This is a genomic window from Methylobacterium sp. HJ2, assembly GCF_056431005.1.
This window is the reverse complement of the sequence record NZ_JBWJYM010000006.1, coordinates 72,603-90,304: the sequence shown is the minus strand read 5'-3', so window position 1 is coordinate 90,304 and position 17,702 is coordinate 72,603. Positions and strand designations below refer to the sequence as shown.

Here is a 17,702-nt window from a genome sequence, read left to right as displayed (position 1 = left end):
CGGGTCACGCGCACGGGGCTTGCGCCGGGCGGCCGCGAAAGCTAAGACCCGCCTGCCTCTCGCAGGCGTCGGAGCGTAGCGCAGCCCGGTTAGCGCACTAGTCTGGGGGACTAGGGGTCGGAGGTTCGAATCCTCTCGCTCCGACCATAAATCTCTCTGATCCGGCAGAGACTTACGACAGGCGGCCTCCGGGCCGCCTTCGTCGTTTCAGGGCTGGTGTCACCACCAGCCGCAGCGGTCTCGCGAGCTATATCGTCGTCTGGAGCAAGGCGGCCAACGACATCCTCGCTGGCGTCGAACGGGTCTGCCAGCGAACATCCGACTCAAACCTCTAGAAAACCGTGACCACCCGGAGCACGGTCCCGAGCACCTGCCGGTAGCCGCCTACCGCCCGAACGTCGTGGTTCAGTTCCAGGGCGACCTGCAGGGTCTGCGTCAGCGCGTAGCCCGTATGGAACCGGATCCGCTGGATCTCGGTGCGTGTTCCGTTGACGGTCGCGTCGATCCGCTGATCACCGCCCCAGAGGCCCGTATAGCCGATCGAGGTGCTGAGAACCGGGCTCCAGCGCCAGTTCAGCCAGGCCTGGATGCGGTGTGAGGGATCCTGGCTCAGCCGACGGACGCCCGGATAGGCCATGGTGTTGTCGCCATAGGCCTGCAGATCGTACGCGAGGTCGATTCCGAGGTGCTCCATGAATTCCTGCTGGTACCCGATCTGAAACGCGCCGCGGATGCGGTTGTCGCCGAGGTTCAGCGGAACGAACCGGTCGTAGGATCCCGTCGGCGGGCTGACGAAACCGACCACGATGAGATCGGTGCGGGTCGCTGCGTTGTGGTAGGGCCACAGAAAGGCCGACAGCGTGACGTTCTGCGCCCCGAACGCGTCGTTCAACCGATGACCGGCGATACGGGCATCCGCGGCCGAGCCGAAATCCTGATAGACTTGGAGGCCCGCCGGCATCCCCGCGAACGTATCGTAATGGACGAAGCGCGCGATGCCGATATGGGTTTCGAGTCGCGAATCGGCCAACGTGATACCGCGGCCTGTGCTGTATTCCGTGTTGTGGCCATACGCGTAATAGGCAAGAGCCAAGTTGGTGCCGGCGGGAAACACCGTGAATTCGTACGGCATGACCTCCTGAGCTGCGGCCCGGGTTCCGCCGAGGCCGGCCAGGACGAGGGAGCAAGCCAGCACGCCGCGCGTGACTTTCGCCCGCCTGCCAGCCAGCGTTCTCGATACGATATTCACGGACAGACCCCCAGCACAGAGAATGATTTCCGCACCGGCACGGAGGAATTCTCCGCCTGCTGGCCGTGCGATTGCCGCTTCTCTGGTATGAACGTAGAATTTTTCCTGCCATCAATTCTGGAAGCCGCCCTGTGTAATTTACGATACGATTCACCAAAGTCGTATCGTCGCGCCAATCAAGCGCGCGTACGACATGGGCGGCAGAACCATCTCCTGACTTGTCTGATCGGGCGATAACGCCCCGCCCTCCGATGGGGTGACGAAGCCGTATCGGGTCCGATCCGTCGGCGAGGCCCATCACCCGGGGCGCCGGGATCAGGATGGTGGGCGGGCATCGGGCCGGCGGGCCCCCTCCGGCCCCGCCGAGCGCCTCGGCCTCTCGACCTTGTAGGCTGCAGCCCGCGATCAGTGTCGGATTACGTCAACTGGAAGACGCAGGATCATCTCCGCTTGATCGGAGGTTCATCACCGATGATGCGGGACAATCTATGTTGGTCTTGTGATCGTGAAGGACGGCAAGAAAAAATTAGGCCGCCCCTGTCACAACACTGCCAGGGGACACGTTCACGCTCTCGTGAGGAAAAGCATCCGCGCATGCTCGCCGATCGCCGGTCCGCCCCTGCCCTGCCCGCATCCGCCGACGCGCCGATGCCCGTTCGCCCGAGCTATCTCGATGCGCTGCGGCACGGACTGCTGCTCACGGAGGCGGACGGTCGGATCCTGTTGTGCAGCCGCGGCGCCCGGCGGATGCTCGGCCTCGGCGAGACCGCGTCGATCGAGGGTCGCCCGCTCCAGTCCCTGATCCGCCTGCTCGCGATCGGCTCCGGCTCGGAGCGGGACGATCTCGCCGTGCAGCTCGAAGCCGCGGCCGCCGCGTCCGGAGCGCGGACCTTCGAGGCCGCGCACCGCGACTGCCGGTTACAGGTCGAGCTCCAGCCGGTGGCCGAGGGCGGCTGGACCATCACGCTGGAGGACGTGACCCTGCGGCGGGAGCAGGAGGCCAGCGCCGCCGAGATCGCGCGGCTCGACCCGCTGACCGGATTGCCGAACCGTCTGCTGCTGCGCGAGCGCCTCGCCGAGGCGCTCGGGCGCTTCCACCGTTCGGGCGAGGCCTGCGCCCTGATCCTGATCGACCTCGACCGCTTCAAACCAGTCAACGACACGCTCGGCCATCCCGTCGGCGACGCCCTCTTGGAGAAGGTGGCCGACCGGCTTCGCTCGGCGGTGCGGGCGATCGACACCGTGGCCCGGATCGGCGGCGACGAGTTCGTGATCCTGCAGGCCGGGGTCCGCGACGCGGCCGACACCCAGGCGCTGGCCCGCCGGCTCGTGGACCTGATCGGCCGGACCTACATGGTCGATGGCAATCTCCTCACCATCGGCGCCAGCATCGGCGTCGCCCTCGTGCCCGATCACGGCGCGGACGCGGACCACCTTCTCAAGAACGCCGACCTCGCCCTCTACCGATCCAAGATGGTCGGGCGCGGCACCTACCATTTCTTCGAGCCCGAAATGGACGCGCGCATGCAGGCGCGGCGCCGGATGGAGCTCGACATGCGCCAAGCGCTCGCCCGGCGGGAGTTCCAGCTCCATTACCAGCCGCAGCTGAGCCTGGAGAACGACCGCATCACCGGCTGCGAGGCGCTGCTGCGCTGGCACCATCCGGAGCGCGGGCTCGTCTCGCCCCTCGACTTCATCCCGCTGGCCGAGGAGCTCGGCCTGATCGTGCCGATCGGCGAGTGGGTGATCCGGCAGGCCTGCCGCGACGCCGCCGCCTGGCCGCAGCCCATCTCCGTCGCCGTCAACGTCTCCCCGGCCCAGTTCAAGAGCGACCGGCTCGTCGAGACGATCCTGTCGGCGCTCTCGACCTCGGGCCTGCCGGCCAAGCGCCTGGAGGTCGAGATCACCGAGGGCGTGCTGCTGCAGGAGAACGCCCGCACCCTGCAGATCCTGCATCGGCTGCGCGCGCTCGGCGTGCGCGTCTCGATGGACGATTTCGGCACCGGCTATTCCAGCTTGAGCTACCTGCGCAGCTTCCCCTTCGACAAGATCAAGATCGACCGCTCCTTCGTGAAGGACCTTGCGGCCAGGCCCGACGGCGACGCGATCATCCGGGCCATCGCGGGGCTCGGCCGCAGCCTCGGCATGACCACGGTCGCGGAGGGCGTGGAGACCGAGGACCAGATGCAGCGCATCCGCGCCGAGGGCTGCACCGACGTGCAGGGCTACCTGATCAGCCGCCCGGTGCCGGCCGACGCGCTGCTCCGGTTCCTCGCCGGGGAGCGGCCGGTCGGGAAGCCGTGACGGGCGCACCGCCGGGATCGATCCGGACAGACACAGCCGAGACAGATGCCGAGAGCCATTCCATGAGCGACCTGTACCGCCTCGTCTACGCCAGCAAGAACCTCCTGTCGGGTGGAGGCTCGCCACCCTCCGAGGCGGTGACGCAGATCCTGGCCGCGTCTCAGCGCAACAACGCGCGGGTCGGCGTGACCGGAGCCCTAATGTTCAACGGCAGCGCCTTCGCGCAGGTGCTCGAAGGTCCCCGCCGCAGCGTCGAGGACACGTTCGAGCGCATCCAGCGCGATCTGCGCCACGGCGACGTCACCGTGCTCCAGTGCGGGCCGGTCGACAGTCGCGGCTTCGCCAATTGGTCGATGGCCTTCGTCGGCCAATCCGCCGACGGGCAGGCGCGGTGGAGCCGGCTCGGGGCGGAGAGCGGCTTCGATCACGCCCGCCTCGACGGCGACGCGGTGTTCCGGATGCTGCACAGCCTCGTCCTGGAGGAGGAGGATTGCGTGTCCGTACCGGTCCAGGAGCCGGCTGGATTGCCGGCCGAGGCCCCGGCCCGCCGGACCGAGCCGGCGCCGCTCGTCGCCCGCGTCGCGGAATCCGTGACCCCATTGCCGCTGGCGGCCCCGCCGGCCGAGGACGCCGCGCGGCGGCAGCCTGCGCGAACAGGCCGTCGTCCGCTGATGCGCGGCTCGGCCGAGGCGGCGCTCGCCGTGTTCCGGGTGGCCCTCGCGAGCGAGCGTGCGCTCACCACGGAACTGCGCGCCGCCCTCGACGAGGAGCGGGCCGCCGCCTCCGTCCTGAACGACCAGCTCGAGGCCCTGCGGGCGGAGCGCAACCTCTGGGCCGAGCGCTTCCGGCTGCTCGCGGCGACGCTGTGCGACGACGCCGAGGCCGTGCTGGCGACGCCCTCGGCCGAGACCGACCCCGCAGCGCGGGCGGACGCGCTCGCCGCCTGAGGCGCCGCGGCCGGTCCGCGAAGCGGGCGGACGTCGTCTACTTCGCCGGTTCGAGCTGCCCGCGCAGCTCGCCGCCCGGATGGGCGGCGGTGTGGACGTTGAAATAGACCTTGCCGGCCTTGAGGTCGGCCGCCTTCGCGTCGTCGAGCGGGGCAGAGCCGGAGAACGGGCTCGCCGCCGCGGGCGCCGGGACCAGCACGCCGGCGTTCTTGCCGGGCTCGGCCGGTCCGTGGAAATGCGCCGCGGTGGCCGCGCCGGTCAGGCCGCTGTAGCTGCCCTTCCACGACAGGGTCTTGGCGGCCGGGTCGTAGGTCGCCGTGATCTCGCCCTGGCCCGGCGCGGTGTTCGCCGGCACCTCGCTCGAGCCCTTCAGCTCGGCCCGGTAGGTCGTCGTCTCGCCCGCGGCGGCGGCCGCGGCGACGGAGGCGGTGAGCATGAGCGCGGCGGCAACGCTGCGATGAATGGCGCGCGGCATCGTGTCCTCCCTGTGGCACGCCCCGTCGGGGCGAAGCACGCGAGCCTAGCGTGCTTTCCACCGACGAGGATACCGTTTCGGACGCGAACTGTTGTTTCGTCCGCAGTCTTGAAGCCGACTTGGAGCCGAACCTGTCCGGACGGGCCGTCATGGCGCCGTCCGGCCCGTCGGTCCCGAGCGCGCCCGACCCGGCATCGTCCGCGCGGATCGTCCGGCCGCGGGAAGTGCGGCCGGGCCTCAGCCCGTGCGGGGCGCGGTGGGCGGGCTGCCGCCCGCTCCGACCCGGGTCGGGGCGTCCGAGCGGAGCGAACCCGCCAGACCGGGAAGCGAGGCGCGTCTCAGGAGACCGGCCGCCGTACCGCGGCTCGGCCGCTGCCGATCAAGGCCGCTTGGCCACGTCGTCGACGGTGCCCTTGTCGATCTCGGCCTCCGGCGTGCTCGCCTCGTCGAACGCCTGCAGCCACGCCTCGCTGTCCTGCGAGCCCTCCGGGTAGGGACAACTGTCCCGGGCCTTGCCGTAGAGCCTGGCGTTGCGTCCCTTGATGAAGGGACTGTCGCTCGCTGTCGCGCCCTCACTCGTCATCGGCTGCTCCTTCGCTGTGGCCTCGGGGGAGAACCCGCGGAACTGCGAACGGATCAGTGCGATTCGCATTCGGACAGCGAAAAGCCCGCCCCGGTCGCCCGGGCGGGCTGTCGCAGATCGACTGAAATAGGTCCGTCGGACGGACCCGGGGGGCGGTTCAGGCGGCGCTCGGCACGGCGCCGAGGATGCCCACGGCCTTGCCCTCGTAGCCGAAGCGGTCGGCGATGGCGATCACGAGAGACACGTTGGCGGCGGCGGCGATGGCGACGAGGGCGGTCACGGCGAGGAAGGTCATCGGTCTGTCCCGTTCGAGGTCGATGACCGTCTTATCGCACCGCATCATTCGCGTTGGTATACCACATTCTTCAAGCCAGATCTGCAGCTTGTGCATGGTGCGGCGCACCCAGCCGTGGACTGCTCCCGACCCTCGGATCGAAGCGCCTCAGCCCTCGTCCGGCTCCGGCCGGTCGACGTTCTGCTGGGCCTCGGCGGCGGTGTAGCCCGAGAGCCAGTCCGCGCTGTTTTGCGAGCCGGCCGGATAGGGATCGGCGGAGACGGGTTGGCCCGCGGCCCGGGCCGCGCGGCCCTCCGTCCAGATCTCCTTCGATACGACGACGGTCATGGGCGCCTCTCCTGTTGCGTGCTCAGAACGAACGCGCGCGCAGAAGGTTCGCGGGCGAAGCGGCTCGCACGCCGCCGCCGCGGAGGCGGCTGGCGGGGCCGACGATGCCGCGGCCTCGCCGTGCCCCGGATCAGGCTGCGGCTTCCGCGCGGTCGGGCCGTGCCCATCCGCGCGTGGCCCCGAGCGCCGCCTCCAGCGACATCGGACGGCCGAAGAGGTAACCCTGCCCGAAGGCGCAGCCCATCTCGGACAGGGCCTCCGCCTCCGCCGCCTGCTCGATGCCCTCTGCGACGACGGGGATCGCCAGCTCGTCGGCGAGGCGCAGGATCGTCTGGACGATGCGGCGGCTGGTGTGGTCGGCGAGCAGTGTCCGCACGAAGGCGCGGTCGATCTTCAGCGTCGTGACCGGCAGGGTGCTGAGATAGCTCAGCGACGAGTAGCCGGTGCCGAAATCGTCGATGGCGATGCCGAGCCCGGCGCGGCGGCACTCCGCCAGCGCCGCCGCCGCCCGCTCCGGGTCGCGCATCAGCATGCTCTCGGTCACCTCGATCTTGAGCGAGCCCGGCGCGATGCCGGTGCGCGCCAGGAAGCCGGCGATCAGTTCGGGGAACGAGGCGCCGGCGAGGTCGCGCCCCGACACGTTGACGCTCATGAACAGCGATCCCTCGATCGCCTGCGGGTTGCCGAGCGCGGCGAGCATCAGTTCGGGAAAGACCCGCCCGACCTCCTCGAACGCCCGTGCCGTCAGGTCGACGATCAGCCCGGACGATTCGGCGACCGGGATGAACTCGGCGGGCGAGACGAGGCCGCGGCTGGGGTGCTGCCAGCGCATCAGGGCCTCGAACCCGGCGAGCCGACCCGATTGCAGCCGCACGATCGGCTGGAAGTGCAGCTGGAACGCGTCCGTCTGCAGGCCGGCGCGGATCTGGCGTTCGAGCACGAGAGTCTCGAGCGCGGCGGCGAAGCATTCGGCGGAGGCCGAGGGCTCCGACTGGATCACCGGCGGCGCGGCGCCCTGCATCCGCTCGAGCATGCCCACCGTCTCGCGGTAGCGGGCCAGCGCCACGCCGAGGCACATGCGCAGGATCGGGTCCGTCTCGGCGATGCGGTGGTCGAGCTGCGTCTCGGTGATCACCACCAGCGCGCTGTCCTCGGTCGCGCGGACGCAGGCCGAGCGCGGCCGCTTGTCGAGGATCGCCATCTCGCCCACGATCTCGCCGGGGCCGCGCTGCGCCAGGACGAGATCGCCCTCGGGGCGCTCGATGAAGATCTCCAGGCGTCCGCTGACGATGAGGTAGGCCGCGTCCCCGGGTTCTCCGGCGGCGAAGAGGAGAGCGCCCGCCGGCAGCAGCCGATGGTCCAATGTCGTGTCGAGCGGGTTCGCCAAGGGAGGATCCTTGTCCGGCAGGAGTCCCGCCGGGGGCCGATGATGGCCGGTCGCGGTTAAGCGCGGACGAACGTTTCGCGAATTTCCCGCCGTTTCACCACATCCTTAACGGGATCTCAGCTTCGCGCCCCGAGTCTGGCGCCCGCCCGGCACCCTGCCCTGCCGGTATCCGGGACGCGGGGACCTCGCCTCTATGCTCCGATCGCGACGTCTGGCCCCGGCGCTCGCCGGTCTCGCGGCCCTGCTCGGCCTGCTGGCCCTGTGCGCGGCGGTGCCTGTGCCGTTCGAGCGCCTTCGGTTCGCCGCCTTCGACACGCTCCAGCGCCTGCTGCCGCGACCCGCGGCGGGGACGCCGGTCCGCGTCGTCGACATCGACGAGGACAGCCTGAAGCGGCACGGGCAGTGGCCCTGGCCGCGCACGCTCGTCGCCGACCTCGTCGTGGCGCTCCAGGATCTCGGCGCGGGCGCCATCGCCCTCGACATGGTCTTCGCCGAGCCCGACCGGACCTCCCCGTCGCGGCTGGTGCAGGATTGGGAGCGGCGCTTCGAGTTCCGCAGGGCCGATCCGGACAGGCCCCTGCCCGATCACGACGCCATCCTGGCCGCGGCCTTCGGGCGCGGACGCGTGGTCGCGGGGATCGGCCTCCTGCCGACGGAGAACGGGGCGGGCGTCGCCCGCGCCGCGGCGGTGGCGGTCATCGGCGGCGATCCCCGCCCGGCGCTGCCGCGCTTCGGCGGCGCGGTCGGGAACATCGAGGTTCTCGACGCGGCGACGGCCGGCCACGGCAGCTTCACGATCGCGGCCGGGACCGACGAGATCATCCGGCGGCTGCCGCTGCTGGCGGTCGTCGGTGACCGGCTGGTCCCGTCCCTCGCCCTCGACGCCCTGCGGGTGATGCAGGACGAGGATACCGTCAAGCTGCGGGTCGAGCAGGAGGGCGAACGCCTGACGGGCTTCACGGTCCGGGTCGGCGAGATCGACCTGCCTCTGGACGACACGGGCGCGCTGCGCCTGAACTTCCCACCGGCCCGCTCGACGCCGACGATCCCCGCGTGGCGGCTCCTCGACCCGGTCGCGCGCACCGGGCTTCGGGCGGAGATCGCGGGCGCGGCCGTCTTCGTCGGCACCAGCGCGGTCGGCCTGTCGGACCTGCGTCCGACGCCGATGACCCCGTTCGAGCCGGGGGTGAACCTGCACGCCATCGCCCTGGAACAGGCCCTCTCCGGCCGGCACCTGATCCGGCCGTCCTGGGCGCCGGGAGCCGAGGTTCTGGCCGCGCTCGTCCTGGGGCTCTGCGCGGCGCTCGCCTGCGCGCTCGTCCGCCTGCGCACGGCGACGCTCGTCGCGGCGCTGCTCGCCCCGCTGGCCGCCTGCGCCGCCCTCGCCCTGTTCGCCGAGGCCGGTCTGCTCCTCGACCCGACCGTGCCCACGCTCGGCCTCGGGGCGGCGTTCGCGGCCGCGAGCCTCGCGCGCTACGCCGGCGCCGAGCGCGCCGCCAAGCGCCTGCGCTCGGCCTTCACGCACTACCTCTCTCCCGACCTCGTCGCGGCGCTGGCGAGCGATCCGGGCCGCCTCAAGCTCGGCGGCGAGAGCCGGGAGATGACCTTCCTGTTCACCGACCTCGAGGGCTTCACCGCGATGACGGAGGCCTCGGGCGCGGAGGCCCTCGTCCACCTGCTGAACGCGTATCTCGACGGCCTGTGCTCGATCGCGATGGAGCATGGCGGCACCGTCGACAAGATCGTGGGCGACGCGGTCCACGTCATGTTCAACGCGCCCCTCGACCAGCCCGACCATGCCGAGCGTGCGGTCGCCTGCGCCATTGCCCTCGACGTCTTCGCGGAAGACTTCAAGGCCCGGCAGCGGGCGGGCGGCGTGCCCTTCGGCGTGACCCGGATCGGCGTGAACACCGGCCGCGCGGTGGTGGGCAATTTCGGCGGGACGCGCCGCTTCGACTACACGGCGCACGGCGACGCGATCAACACCGCCGCCCGGCTCGAAGCCGCCAACAAGGTGCTGGGGACCCGGATCTGCGTCGCGCGCGCGACCTACGAGCAGGTCCCGGGGCGCAGCTTCCGCCCGGTCGGCACGCTGATGCTCAAGGGCAAGTCGCTGGGCGTCGACGTGTTCGAGCCGGTTCCCGGGCCAGCGGCCGGGCTGAGCGCCTATTGCGCGGCCTTTGCCCGGCTGACGGGGGGCGATGCCGGCGCCGCGGAGGAGCTGCTGCGCCTGCACGCGGCGAGCCCCGAGGACCCGATCCTCGCCCTGCACGCCCGCCGCATCCGCGCCGGGGAGCGCTCGGTCCGGATGGCGGCGTGACGGGGGCGCTCAGCCCAGGACGAGGAGGAAGCCGAGCAGCACGTTCGTGACCTGATGGAGGAACTGGTCGAAGCCCATCACCCACCAGAACCGCGGGTCGGTCATCGGAAAGCGGGTGCGATGCGCGACCATCGTCTTCCCGCGGTCGATCGCTGCGTGGAGCGCGAGATCGACGAGGGCGACCCACCACAGGCGCGGCTTGAACGCGAGGGCGATGCCGAGGGTGCACAGGGCGTGCAGCCCCGCATGGGCGGCGAGCGGCAGGGCCCAGCCCGAGACCCGCTCCTTGCCGCGGGCCATCCATTCCGTCTGGCCGACGAAATCGGCCCCGTAATGCTTGGCCGCGATCACGATCAGCAACGTGCTGAACGTGACCAGCGGCACGTTCGTATCGAGCGGTTGCACCGAGGCGATCTCCGAGGCTACGGCCGAAGCGTACCCGCAGCGATATCAATGACTCACTAACGGGCTCGCCGGGAGATCAGTCTCGAAGTCGTGAGGGTGGCGTCCGGATTACGCGAGAACCGGGCAGCCCTGAATCACGACTTGCGGCGGATGCTTGCCGGTCAGCGTCCCAGCGTCGGGACGAAGCGGCGCTGATCGGCGATGGTGATGGTCGCCACCGCCCGCTTGGTCCGGTCCTCGGGCCAGGGAGCGGCCTGCTCCGGCGCACGTCCCGCATACACCATGGTGCCCTGACCCTTGCGCATCAGCACGCTGCCGCGCCGCGTCTTCAGCACCACTTCGCCGTCGAGGACCAACACTCCGTAGCCGCCGTCGATGGCGCCGCCCCAGACCGTGGTGCCGCGCACGCCCAGCGTACCCACGGCCGTCTTGATGTCGACGTTGCCTCCGGTCGGGCCCTCGATCTTGCCGCCGACGAACAGGAAGGCCCCGCGCGCGACGCTCAGGCCGAGCTTGCCGCCCTGCTGGCCGGGTCTGTAGACGAACTCGTCGACGGTGATCTTGCCGCGCTCGCCGAGGGTCAGGACCGTGCCGTCGGCGAGCTTCGCTTCGAGGCGGGCGCCGTCGCCGGTCCGGATCATGTCCTTGAAGAACACCGGCCCGTTCGGGGTCATGTCGCGCGACGATCCCGCCTGCAGGGCGACCGCCTGCCGGTCCACCTTCTCGACCTGGCCGATCTGAAAGGGAGCTGCGACCGCGGGCGCGACGATCGTGCAGCTCGCTGCCGCCCAGGCCATGTATCGTCTCATCGGTCCTGCCTCTTGGTCCGGTCGAATTCAGGATGAATGGCGTTCGGGAAAGATCCGCGCGGTACGGTTCGCGCGAGGGCGCCCGACGGAAGCGAACGTTTTCGAGGCCGCATTCAACGCGATCTTGTTTAAGATGGCGCTAATCGTCCTACGTGCCCTCTGGAGAGCGAGCGTTGCTTGAGGTCTCGCGCAGACGACGTTGAATTGCTGTTGGCTTGAGATCCGCGGTCCATCGGCGGGTTGGACGCGACCGCGTCGCCGGGGCGGGTTGGCACGGCCTCGGCCGTGACGGGGTTCAGACGATCGCAACCTTCATGGCGGAGACGGGTCGCCGAAGCGGCCCCGGCCTCGCGCCGGTCGGCACCGGTTCGCGTCAGGCCGCGCTGGCGCCCGCCGGACCGGGCAACCACGTCTGCGAACGGGACGCCCGATCCGGGCCGCGGACGCATCGAGAGCGAAGGATCGCCCCATGATCGACATCTACACGGACGGCGCCTGCCAGGGGAATCCCGGTCCCGGCGGCTGGGGCGCCATCGTGTGCCTGCCCGAGGGCGAGCGCGAGCTCTCCGGCCGGGAGGCTCTCACCACCAACAACCGCATGGAGCTGATGGCCGCGATCAGCGGGCTCGAGGCGCTGCCCGGCCCCAGCAAGGTCTCGCTCACCACCGATTCCCAGTACGTGAAGAACGGCATCACCTCCTGGATCAGCGGATGGAAGCGCAAGGGCTGGCGCACGGCCGCGGGCGAGCCGGTGAAGAACCGCGACCTCTGGGAGCGGCTCGATTCCCTGGCCGCGCTGCACGACGTCGATTGGCGCTGGGTCAAGGGCCATGCCGGCCACCCCCTGAACGAGCGCTGCGACCGTCTCGCCGTGGCGGCGATCCGGGGTGTCGTCGCGGCCCCCGCCCCCGCCTCCGTCGCAGCGCCGAAGCCAGACCTCGCCGCGCTCCTCGCCCATTGCCGGGCCTACATCGCCGCGCAGGGCATCGACCGCCCGGAGGCCATCCACGGTTCAGAGCGGGTGCAGGGCAGCGCGCCCGCCTTCATCGAGGGGATCTGCAGGATCGTCGGCTACGCCCCGCGCCGCGACGCGGGATCGCGGTAGGCGGCGCGGGCGAAGGCTCCTAGAAGCACAACCGAAACGAAGGCCCCGGACAACTGCGTCCGGATCCTGCGCGCGTTCGGCGCATCGAGGAGTTTGGACCCCATGGCGCTCCACAGGACTGGGGCCGGACGCGATGTCCGGCCGGCATCGCGCGGCCTGCGACCGCGGGTGGAGAGCGGCCGGGCATGAACGCGCCGGTCCGCGCCGCTCCGCAGGTCCGCCTCACACCCGCCGAGATCCGCTCGATCGTCCTCGGGCTGGTCACGGCGATGCTGCTCGCCGCCCTCGACCAGACCATCGTGGCCACCGCGATGCCGACGATCGGGATCGAACTCGGCGACGCCGCCAACCTGCCCTGGATCGTCACGGCCTACCTGCTGACCGCGACGGCGGTGACCCCGCTCTACGGGAAGCTCAGCGACATTCACGGCCGCCGGATCATGCTGCTGATCGCCATCGCGACGTTCAGCCTCGGCTCGCTGGCCTGCGCCCTCGCGCCCTCGATGGTGACGCTGGCGCTCGCCCGCGGCCTCCAGGGCGTCGGCGGCGGCGGCCTGATCGCCCTGGCGCAGACCATCCTGGCCGACATCATGTCGCCGCGGGAGCGCGCGCGGTACCAAGTCTACATCGCCGGCGTGTTCGTGGTCGCCTCGCTCGCCGGCCCCCTGCTCGGCGGCTTCCTCGCCCAACACCTGCACTGGTCGTTCATCTTCTGGATCAACCTGCCGATCGGCCTTCTGGCCTTCGCGCTCACCAATTCCAAGCTCAGGCTTCTGCCGCGCAACGAGCGGCGGCACCGGCTGGACTATCCCGGCGCCGCGCTGCTGATGCTGGCCTCGACGCTCCTGCTCCTGACGCTGAGCTGGGGCGGCGTGCACTATCCCTGGGGGTCTGCCCAGATCGCCGGCCTCGCCGCTCTCGCCGTCGCGGTCGGCGCCGGCTTCGTGGCGAGGCTCCTCACCGCCGCGGAGCCCCTGATCCCGACGAGCGTGCTCAAGGATCAGGTGGTCACCAGCGCGACCCTGTCGGCGTGCTTTGCCATGGGCACCTTCATCGGGCTGACCATCTACGTCCCGATCTTCCTCGAGGGCGTCATCGGGCTGACGGCGAGCCAGTCCGGCGTGGCGCTGGTGCCGCTGATGGTCGGCACGGTGACGGGGGCGACGCTCTCGGGCCGGTCGATGATGTATCTGCGCCACTACAAGCGCGTGCCGCTCACGATGCTGTCGCTCAGCATCCTCTGCTGCGGCGTGATCGCGAGCGAGGGCCGGGCGCTGCCGTTCTGGCTCCTGGAGGTGCTGTTCGGCTTCCTGTCGATGGGCATCGGCACGGTGCTGCCGCTCTCGACCATCGTGATCCAGAACGCCGTCGAGCCGCACCAGATGGGGATCGCCACGGCCTCCATGAACTTCTTCCGCTCGCTCGGCGGGGCCCTGATCGTCGCGGTGTTCGGCACGATCGTGCTCGGCGGCGTCGCGGGCGGCGGCTCCGCTGCGGGTCACGACATCGCGCGGCTGATGCGGGGCTCGGACGCGGCGGCCCTCGCCCTCACCTTCCGCTCTGTCTTCGCCGCCGCCTGCCTGGGCCTCGCCGCCGCCCTCGCCGCCCTCGCCGTGATGGAGGAACGCCCGCTGCGCGGTCACCCTTCCTCGACTTCCGGCGCGAGCGATGCCGAGGGCGGCCCCTGAGAACAGGCCGCGATGAGCCCGGCTCATCGCGGCCTGCGTGCCGGACGGCGCGGCTGTCCTTCGCCGAACCCTAACGGACCATGAGTCATGACGGCCGGGACGAGGCCCCGCTCGACCCGGGCCGGTCTCGCGTGGGCGTCGTCGGGGCCGCTCCGGCGGTCGTTTCCCGCCCCATCCGCCGCCGCCGTCAGGCCCGAAGCGCCCCGGATCGCGGATCGATGTTATGGGCGGGGCCCCGGGGTCAGCGCCGCTCCTCGCGCAGATGGGCGATCCCCAGCGCGCGCGGCTCGAGGCTGCGACCGTCCTGGCGCAGGCAGATCCAGACCATCACCGCGAGGGTGGCGAGGTAGGGGGTCATCAGCACGAAGTATTGCGGCAGCGCGACTCCGATCGCGGCGATGCGCGGAATCAGGCCCTCGATGCTCCCGAACAGGAAGGCGCCGGCCAGTGCCCGCCAGGGCTGCCAGCGGGCGAAGATCACGAGGGCGACGGCGATCCAGCCCCGTCCGCCGCTGATGCCGTCGACCCAGATCTTGGCGACGCCGATCGAGAGGTAGCCGCCCGCCAGCCCGACGAGGGCCGCCCCCACGGCGATCGCCCCGTAGCGGGTGCGCGCGACGCCGATGCCGGCGGCATCCGCCGCGTCCGGGCCGTCGCCCACCGCGCGCAGGCGCAGGCCGGTCATGGTCCGGGTCAGCACGAAGGCGACGAGGGCGAAGATCGGCACGGCGGCGTAGACCACGACGTCGTGGTCGAACAGGATCGGGCCGAGCACCGGGATCTCCGCGAGCGGCCCGAGGGGCACGGTCGGCAGGCCGCTCACCGGACGGTTGGTCCAGCCCTCCCGGGTGGCGATCACGCCGGTCAGGCCCTGCGCCAGGAAGACCAGCGCGAGGCCGCCGATGACTTGGTTCACCCGCAGGCTGACGACCAGGGCGGCGTAGATCAGCGAGAGCGCGGCGGCGGCGAGCGCTGCGGCCGCGAGCGCCAGGAACGGGTGGTCGCCGATGCCGAGCAGGACGCCGATCCCGCTCACCGCGCCGACGAGCAGGAAGCCTTCGGCCCCGAGCGACAGCACGCCGGCCTTCTCGGTCACGATCAGCCCGAGCGCGGCGAGCGCGTAGGGCAGCGCGAAGCCCGGCGTGCTGGCGAGCCAGTTGACGACGAAGTCAGACATCGGAGCGCTTTCCCGAGACCCACCGCACCCGGTGGCGGACGAAGAAGTCGGAGGCCGCCACGCAGAGGACGATCACCGCCTGGATCAGCTGCACCATCGAGCCGGGCACGGCGTAGAAGACCTGGAGGCTCTGCCCGGCCACGAACAGCACGCCCACCAGGATCGCCGCGACGAAGGCGCCGAGCGGGTTGTTGCGGGCGAGGAACGCGATGAGGATGCCGGAGAAGCCGTAGCCGCTGAAGAAGGACTGGGTCATCCGGTACTCGACGCCGGCGCAGATGGTGAAGCCGGCGATGCCCGCGAGCGCCCCCGAGATCAGGGCGGCGGCGAGCACCACCCGCGTCATCGGCAGGCCCTGCGCCTCGCCGAGCCGCGGGTTGGCCTCGGCCACCCGGGAGAGGAAGCCGAAGCGGCTGACGCCCATCAGCCACCACGCCACGAGGGTCAGCAGCGCGGCGAGCGGCAGCGCCCAGGTCAGATTCTCCCAGCCCAGCGCGCCCAGGCGCTCGGCCGGATCGAACTGGGCCGAGTTCGGGAAGTTGCTCGCGGGATCGCGCCAGGCGCCGTAGAGCAGGTGCAGGAGCGCGTTGAAGGCGACGTAGTTCAGCAGCAGCGTCGAGATGATCTCGTTCAGCCCGAGGCGGATCTTGAGCAGGGTCGGCAGCAGCACCCAGGCCATGCCGGCGAGGGCCGCCGCCAGCATCATGAGGCCGATCCGCACCGGCTCGGGGCCGACATCGTGGATCGCCACCGCCGTCGCCGCGATCGCCCCGAAGATCATCTGGCCCTCGATGCCGATGTTCCAGAACCGGACCCGGAAGGCGATCGCCGCGGCAAGCCCCAGGATGGCGAGCGGCGCGGCCTGGACCAGCACCGCCGAGAGGTTGGTCGGGTTCGTCACCACCCCGACGACGAATTCCTGCGCGAGGTCCGACAGGCCGACGCCGGAGGCCACCAGGATCGCGGCGGCCAGCGCGATGCCGGCCGCGAGGCCGCCCGCCAGCACCAGGCCCTGATACCAGCCCGGCGCGTGCTGCCGGATCTCGACCGCGAGGCGTCCCCGGCGCGGCGGCTCGGGCGAGGCGGACAGCAGCGGCATCGAGAGTGTCTCAGGCATGGTGCACCATCGCTGCGCCGATGGCCTGCCGGTCGGCGGGCGCGTCGAACTCGCCGACGATCGTCCCGCGGCTCATCACCCCGATGCGGTCGGCCATCAGCATCACCTCGTCGAGATCCTCGCTGATCAGCAGCACGGCGGCGCCCCCGTCGCGCGCCTCGCGCAGGCGGCGGTGGATGTCGGCGGTCGCCCGCATGTCCAGGCCGCGGGCGGGGCTGTGGGCGAGGACGAGGCGGGGCGCGTCGGCGAACTCGCGGGCGATGACGAGCTTCTGGGCGTTGCCGCCGGACAGGAGGTTGGCCTTCTGACGCGGGCTTCGCGCCCCGCGGATGTCGAAGGCCTCGATGGCCGCGAGCGTCCGCGCCCGGACGGCCGCGCGATCGACCCGGAGCCACCCGCCGAAGCGACCGGAGGCGAGGCCTCCCACGGCGTAGTTGTCGGCGAGGGAAAGTTCGCCCGCGAGCGCGTAGGCGTGCCGGTCGGCCGGGATCGCCGCGAGGCCGCGGGCGCGCCGCGGCTTGGGGCCGGACCGGGTGACGTCGGCGCCGCCGAGCACGATGCGGCCGGCCTCGGCGCGGCGCACCCCCATCAGGATCTCGGCAAGTTCGGTCTGGCCGTTCCCGCCGACGCCGGCGATGCCGTAGATCTCGCCCTGGCGGATGGTGAGGTCGACCCCGTTCAGGGTCCGCAGCCCGTCGCCCCGCGCGCCGACGATCCCGCTGAGATCGAGCACCGGCGGGCCGACCTGCGCGGCGGGCTTGCGCTCCTGCACGGCGGCGGCGCCGACCACCAGGGTCGTCAGTTCGGAGGCGGTCAGGCTCGACGGGTCGGCGCTCGCGACGACGCGACCGCCGCGCATCACCGTCACCCGGTCGGCGAAGCGCCGGACCTCGTTGAGCTTGTGCGTGACGAGCACGATCGCCGCTCCCTGGGCGGCCAGCGCCCGCATGGTGAGCAGGAGCGCCTCCGCCTCCCGGTCGGTGAGCACGGCGGTCGGCTCGTCGAGGATCAGGATGCCGGCACCCTCGACGAGGGCCTTCAGGATCTCGACCTGCTGCTGTTCGGCCACCGACAGGCTGCCGACGGGGCGCCCGAGATCGACGGAGAAGCCGAGGGCCGCGCTCTGCGCCCGGACCGCCGCCTCGACCGCGGCGAGGCCCGCGCCGTAGCGGGCGCTCCCGCGCGCCAGCAGGATGTTCTCGACGGCGCTGAAGGCGCGCACCAGCTTGTAGTGCTGGTGGACCATGCCGATCCCGAGGCGCTTGGCCTCGACCGGGCCGGCGATCGCCACCTCCCGGCCGCGCACGCGGATGCGGCCGTGATCGGGCCGGTAGAGCCCGGCCGCGACGTTCATCAGCGTCGATTTGCCGGCGCCGTTCTCGCCGAGCAGCGCGTGGACCTCGCCGGCCTCGACCGCGAGATTGGCCTTCGACAGGGCCTGGAAGCCGTCGAAGGCCTTCGAGACGCCGAGCATCTCCAGGGCCATGACCATCGGGCGGATCGCCTCCATGCGC

General features: G+C 71.3%; 15 protein-coding genes, 1 tRNA gene and 1 pseudogene. 6 read left to right on the top strand and 11 right to left on the bottom strand.

Features of this window, described 5'->3' with window-relative positions; all coding sequences use genetic code 11:
• Positions 1–69 precede the first annotated feature (69 nt).
• Positions 70–147, top strand: a tRNA-Pro gene (locus ACS5RC_RS15840).
• A 184-nt stretch (positions 148–331) separates the two neighbouring features.
• Here ACS5RC_RS15840 and ACS5RC_RS15835 read toward each other — a convergent pair.
• Complete coding sequence (locus tag ACS5RC_RS15835; RefSeq protein WP_478344847.1) at positions 332–1,249, bottom strand: transporter; 918 nt, start codon at positions 1,247–1,249, stop codon at positions 332–334.
• Positions 1,250–1,843: 594 nt separating this feature from the next.
• On the opposite strand from ACS5RC_RS15835, the gene ACS5RC_RS15830 reads away from it, so the two are divergent.
• Complete coding sequence (locus tag ACS5RC_RS15830) at positions 1,844–3,553, top strand: putative bifunctional diguanylate cyclase/phosphodiesterase (protein ID WP_478344846.1); 1,710 nt, start codon at positions 1,844–1,846, stop codon at positions 3,551–3,553.
• 62 nt (positions 3,554–3,615) lie between these two features.
• Positions 3,616–4,500, top strand: coding sequence for a BLUF domain-containing protein (locus ACS5RC_RS15825; protein ID WP_478344845.1), 885 nt, complete (start codon positions 3,616–3,618; stop codon positions 4,498–4,500).
• A gap of 37 nt (positions 4,501–4,537) precedes the next feature.
• Here the strand turns inward: ACS5RC_RS15825 and ACS5RC_RS15820 are convergent, their stop codons facing one another.
• From ACS5RC_RS15820 to ACS5RC_RS15800, 5 genes are all read right to left on the bottom strand, one after another.
• Positions 4,538–4,975, bottom strand: a complete 438-nt coding sequence (locus ACS5RC_RS15820) for a CHRD domain-containing protein (RefSeq protein ID WP_478344844.1) — start codon at positions 4,973–4,975, stop codon at positions 4,538–4,540.
• Positions 4,976–5,354: 379 nt separating this feature from the next.
• On the bottom strand, positions 5,355–5,558 hold the full coding sequence (locus ACS5RC_RS15815) for a hypothetical protein (protein WP_478344843.1): 204 nt from the start codon (positions 5,556–5,558) through the stop codon (positions 5,355–5,357).
• A gap of 157 nt (positions 5,559–5,715) precedes the next feature.
• Positions 5,716–5,853, bottom strand: a complete 138-nt coding sequence (locus ACS5RC_RS15810; RefSeq protein WP_478344842.1) for a hypothetical protein — start codon at positions 5,851–5,853, stop codon at positions 5,716–5,718.
• A gap of 147 nt (positions 5,854–6,000) precedes the next feature.
• Positions 6,001–6,180 carry an Rmf/CrpP family protein gene (locus ACS5RC_RS15805; RefSeq protein WP_478344841.1) on the bottom strand — a complete coding sequence of 60 codons (180 nt, stop codon included), beginning with the start codon at positions 6,178–6,180 and terminating at the stop codon, positions 6,001–6,003.
• Between the two features lie 130 nt (positions 6,181–6,310).
• A complete protein-coding gene (locus tag ACS5RC_RS15800) occupies positions 6,311–7,567 on the bottom strand; it encodes an EAL domain-containing protein (protein WP_478344840.1) in 1,257 nt (418 codons plus the stop codon).
• Between the two features lie 193 nt (positions 7,568–7,760).
• Here ACS5RC_RS15800 and ACS5RC_RS15795 point away from each other — a divergent pair, with 193 nt between their 5' ends.
• Positions 7,761–9,887, top strand: a complete 2,127-nt coding sequence (locus ACS5RC_RS15795) for a CHASE2 domain-containing protein (RefSeq protein WP_478344839.1) — start codon at positions 7,761–7,763, stop codon at positions 9,885–9,887.
• A 9-nt stretch (positions 9,888–9,896) separates the two neighbouring features.
• Here ACS5RC_RS15795 and ACS5RC_RS15790 read toward each other — a convergent pair whose 3' ends face one another.
• Both ACS5RC_RS15790 and ACS5RC_RS15785 read right to left on the bottom strand, forming a co-directional pair.
• Positions 9,897–10,292, bottom strand: a complete 396-nt coding sequence (locus ACS5RC_RS15790; protein ID WP_478344838.1) for a DUF3307 domain-containing protein — start codon at positions 10,290–10,292, stop codon at positions 9,897–9,899.
• Between the two features lie 161 nt (positions 10,293–10,453).
• Positions 10,454–11,101, bottom strand: coding sequence for a FecR family protein (locus ACS5RC_RS15785; protein ID WP_478344837.1), 648 nt, complete (start codon positions 11,099–11,101; stop codon positions 10,454–10,456).
• 469 nt (positions 11,102–11,570) lie between these two features.
• On the opposite strand from ACS5RC_RS15785, the pseudogene rnhA reads away from it, so the two are divergent.
• Positions 11,571–11,987 (top strand): annotated as a pseudogene (gene rnhA / locus ACS5RC_RS15780) (ribonuclease HI); the annotation flags it as partial.
• Positions 11,988–12,391: 404 nt separating this feature from the next.
• On the top strand, positions 12,392–13,894 hold the full coding sequence (locus ACS5RC_RS15775; RefSeq protein WP_478344836.1) for an MDR family MFS transporter: 1,503 nt from the start codon (positions 12,392–12,394) through the stop codon (positions 13,892–13,894).
• 241 nt (positions 13,895–14,135) lie between these two features.
• On the opposite strand, the gene ACS5RC_RS15770 is transcribed toward ACS5RC_RS15775, so the two are convergent.
• From ACS5RC_RS15770 to ACS5RC_RS15760, 3 genes are read right to left on the bottom strand one after another with little or no spacing between them, the layout of a single operon-like run.
• Positions 14,136–15,071, bottom strand: a complete 936-nt coding sequence (locus ACS5RC_RS15770; RefSeq protein ID WP_478344835.1) for an ABC transporter permease — start codon at positions 15,069–15,071, stop codon at positions 14,136–14,138.
• The gene (locus ACS5RC_RS15765; RefSeq protein WP_478344834.1) at positions 15,064–16,188 is read right to left on the bottom strand and encodes an ABC transporter permease; all 1,125 of its coding nucleotides are present in this window, start codon (positions 16,186–16,188) and stop codon (positions 15,064–15,066) included. The genes ACS5RC_RS15770 and ACS5RC_RS15765 overlap by 8 nt, the downstream gene beginning before the upstream one ends.
• Complete coding sequence (locus ACS5RC_RS15760) at positions 16,181–17,680, bottom strand: ABC transporter ATP-binding protein (RefSeq protein ID WP_478344833.1); 1,500 nt, start codon at positions 17,678–17,680, stop codon at positions 16,181–16,183. Before ACS5RC_RS15760 ends, ACS5RC_RS15765 begins: the two co-directional genes overlap by 8 nt.
• Positions 17,681–17,702: the final 22 nt, after the last annotated feature.

Excerpts from the sequence above, each read along its gene's own strand:
- ACS5RC_RS15815 (WP_478344843.1), bottom strand. The coding sequence starts at position 5,558 with ATGACGAGTGAGGGCGCGACAGCGAGCGACAGTCCCTTCATCAAGGGA.
- ACS5RC_RS15820 (WP_478344844.1), bottom strand. The coding sequence starts at position 4,975 with ATGCCGCGCGCCATTCATCGCAGCGTTGCCGCCGCGCTCATGCTCACC.
- ACS5RC_RS15760 (WP_478344833.1), bottom strand. The coding sequence starts at position 17,680 with ATGGTCATGGCCCTGGAGATGCTCGGCGTCTCGAAGGCCTTCGACGGC.
- ACS5RC_RS15810 (WP_478344842.1), bottom strand. The coding sequence starts at position 5,853 with ATGACCTTCCTCGCCGTGACCGCCCTCGTCGCCATCGCCGCCGCCGCC.
- ACS5RC_RS15775 (WP_478344836.1), top strand. The coding sequence starts at position 12,392 with ATGAACGCGCCGGTCCGCGCCGCTCCGCAGGTCCGCCTCACACCCGCC.
- ACS5RC_RS15825 (WP_478344845.1), top strand. The coding sequence starts at position 3,616 with ATGAGCGACCTGTACCGCCTCGTCTACGCCAGCAAGAACCTCCTGTCG.
- ACS5RC_RS15805 (WP_478344841.1), bottom strand. The coding sequence starts at position 6,180 with ATGACCGTCGTCGTATCGAAGGAGATCTGGACGGAGGGCCGCGCGGCC.
- ACS5RC_RS15830 (WP_478344846.1), top strand. The coding sequence starts at position 1,844 with ATGCTCGCCGATCGCCGGTCCGCCCCTGCCCTGCCCGCATCCGCCGAC.
- ACS5RC_RS15795 (WP_478344839.1), top strand. The coding sequence starts at position 7,761 with ATGCTCCGATCGCGACGTCTGGCCCCGGCGCTCGCCGGTCTCGCGGCC.
- ACS5RC_RS15770 (WP_478344835.1), bottom strand. The coding sequence starts at position 15,071 with ATGTCTGACTTCGTCGTCAACTGGCTCGCCAGCACGCCGGGCTTCGCG.
- ACS5RC_RS15765 (WP_478344834.1), bottom strand. The coding sequence starts at position 16,188 with ATGCCTGAGACACTCTCGATGCCGCTGCTGTCCGCCTCGCCCGAGCCG.
- ACS5RC_RS15785 (WP_478344837.1), bottom strand. The coding sequence starts at position 11,101 with ATGAGACGATACATGGCCTGGGCGGCAGCGAGCTGCACGATCGTCGCG.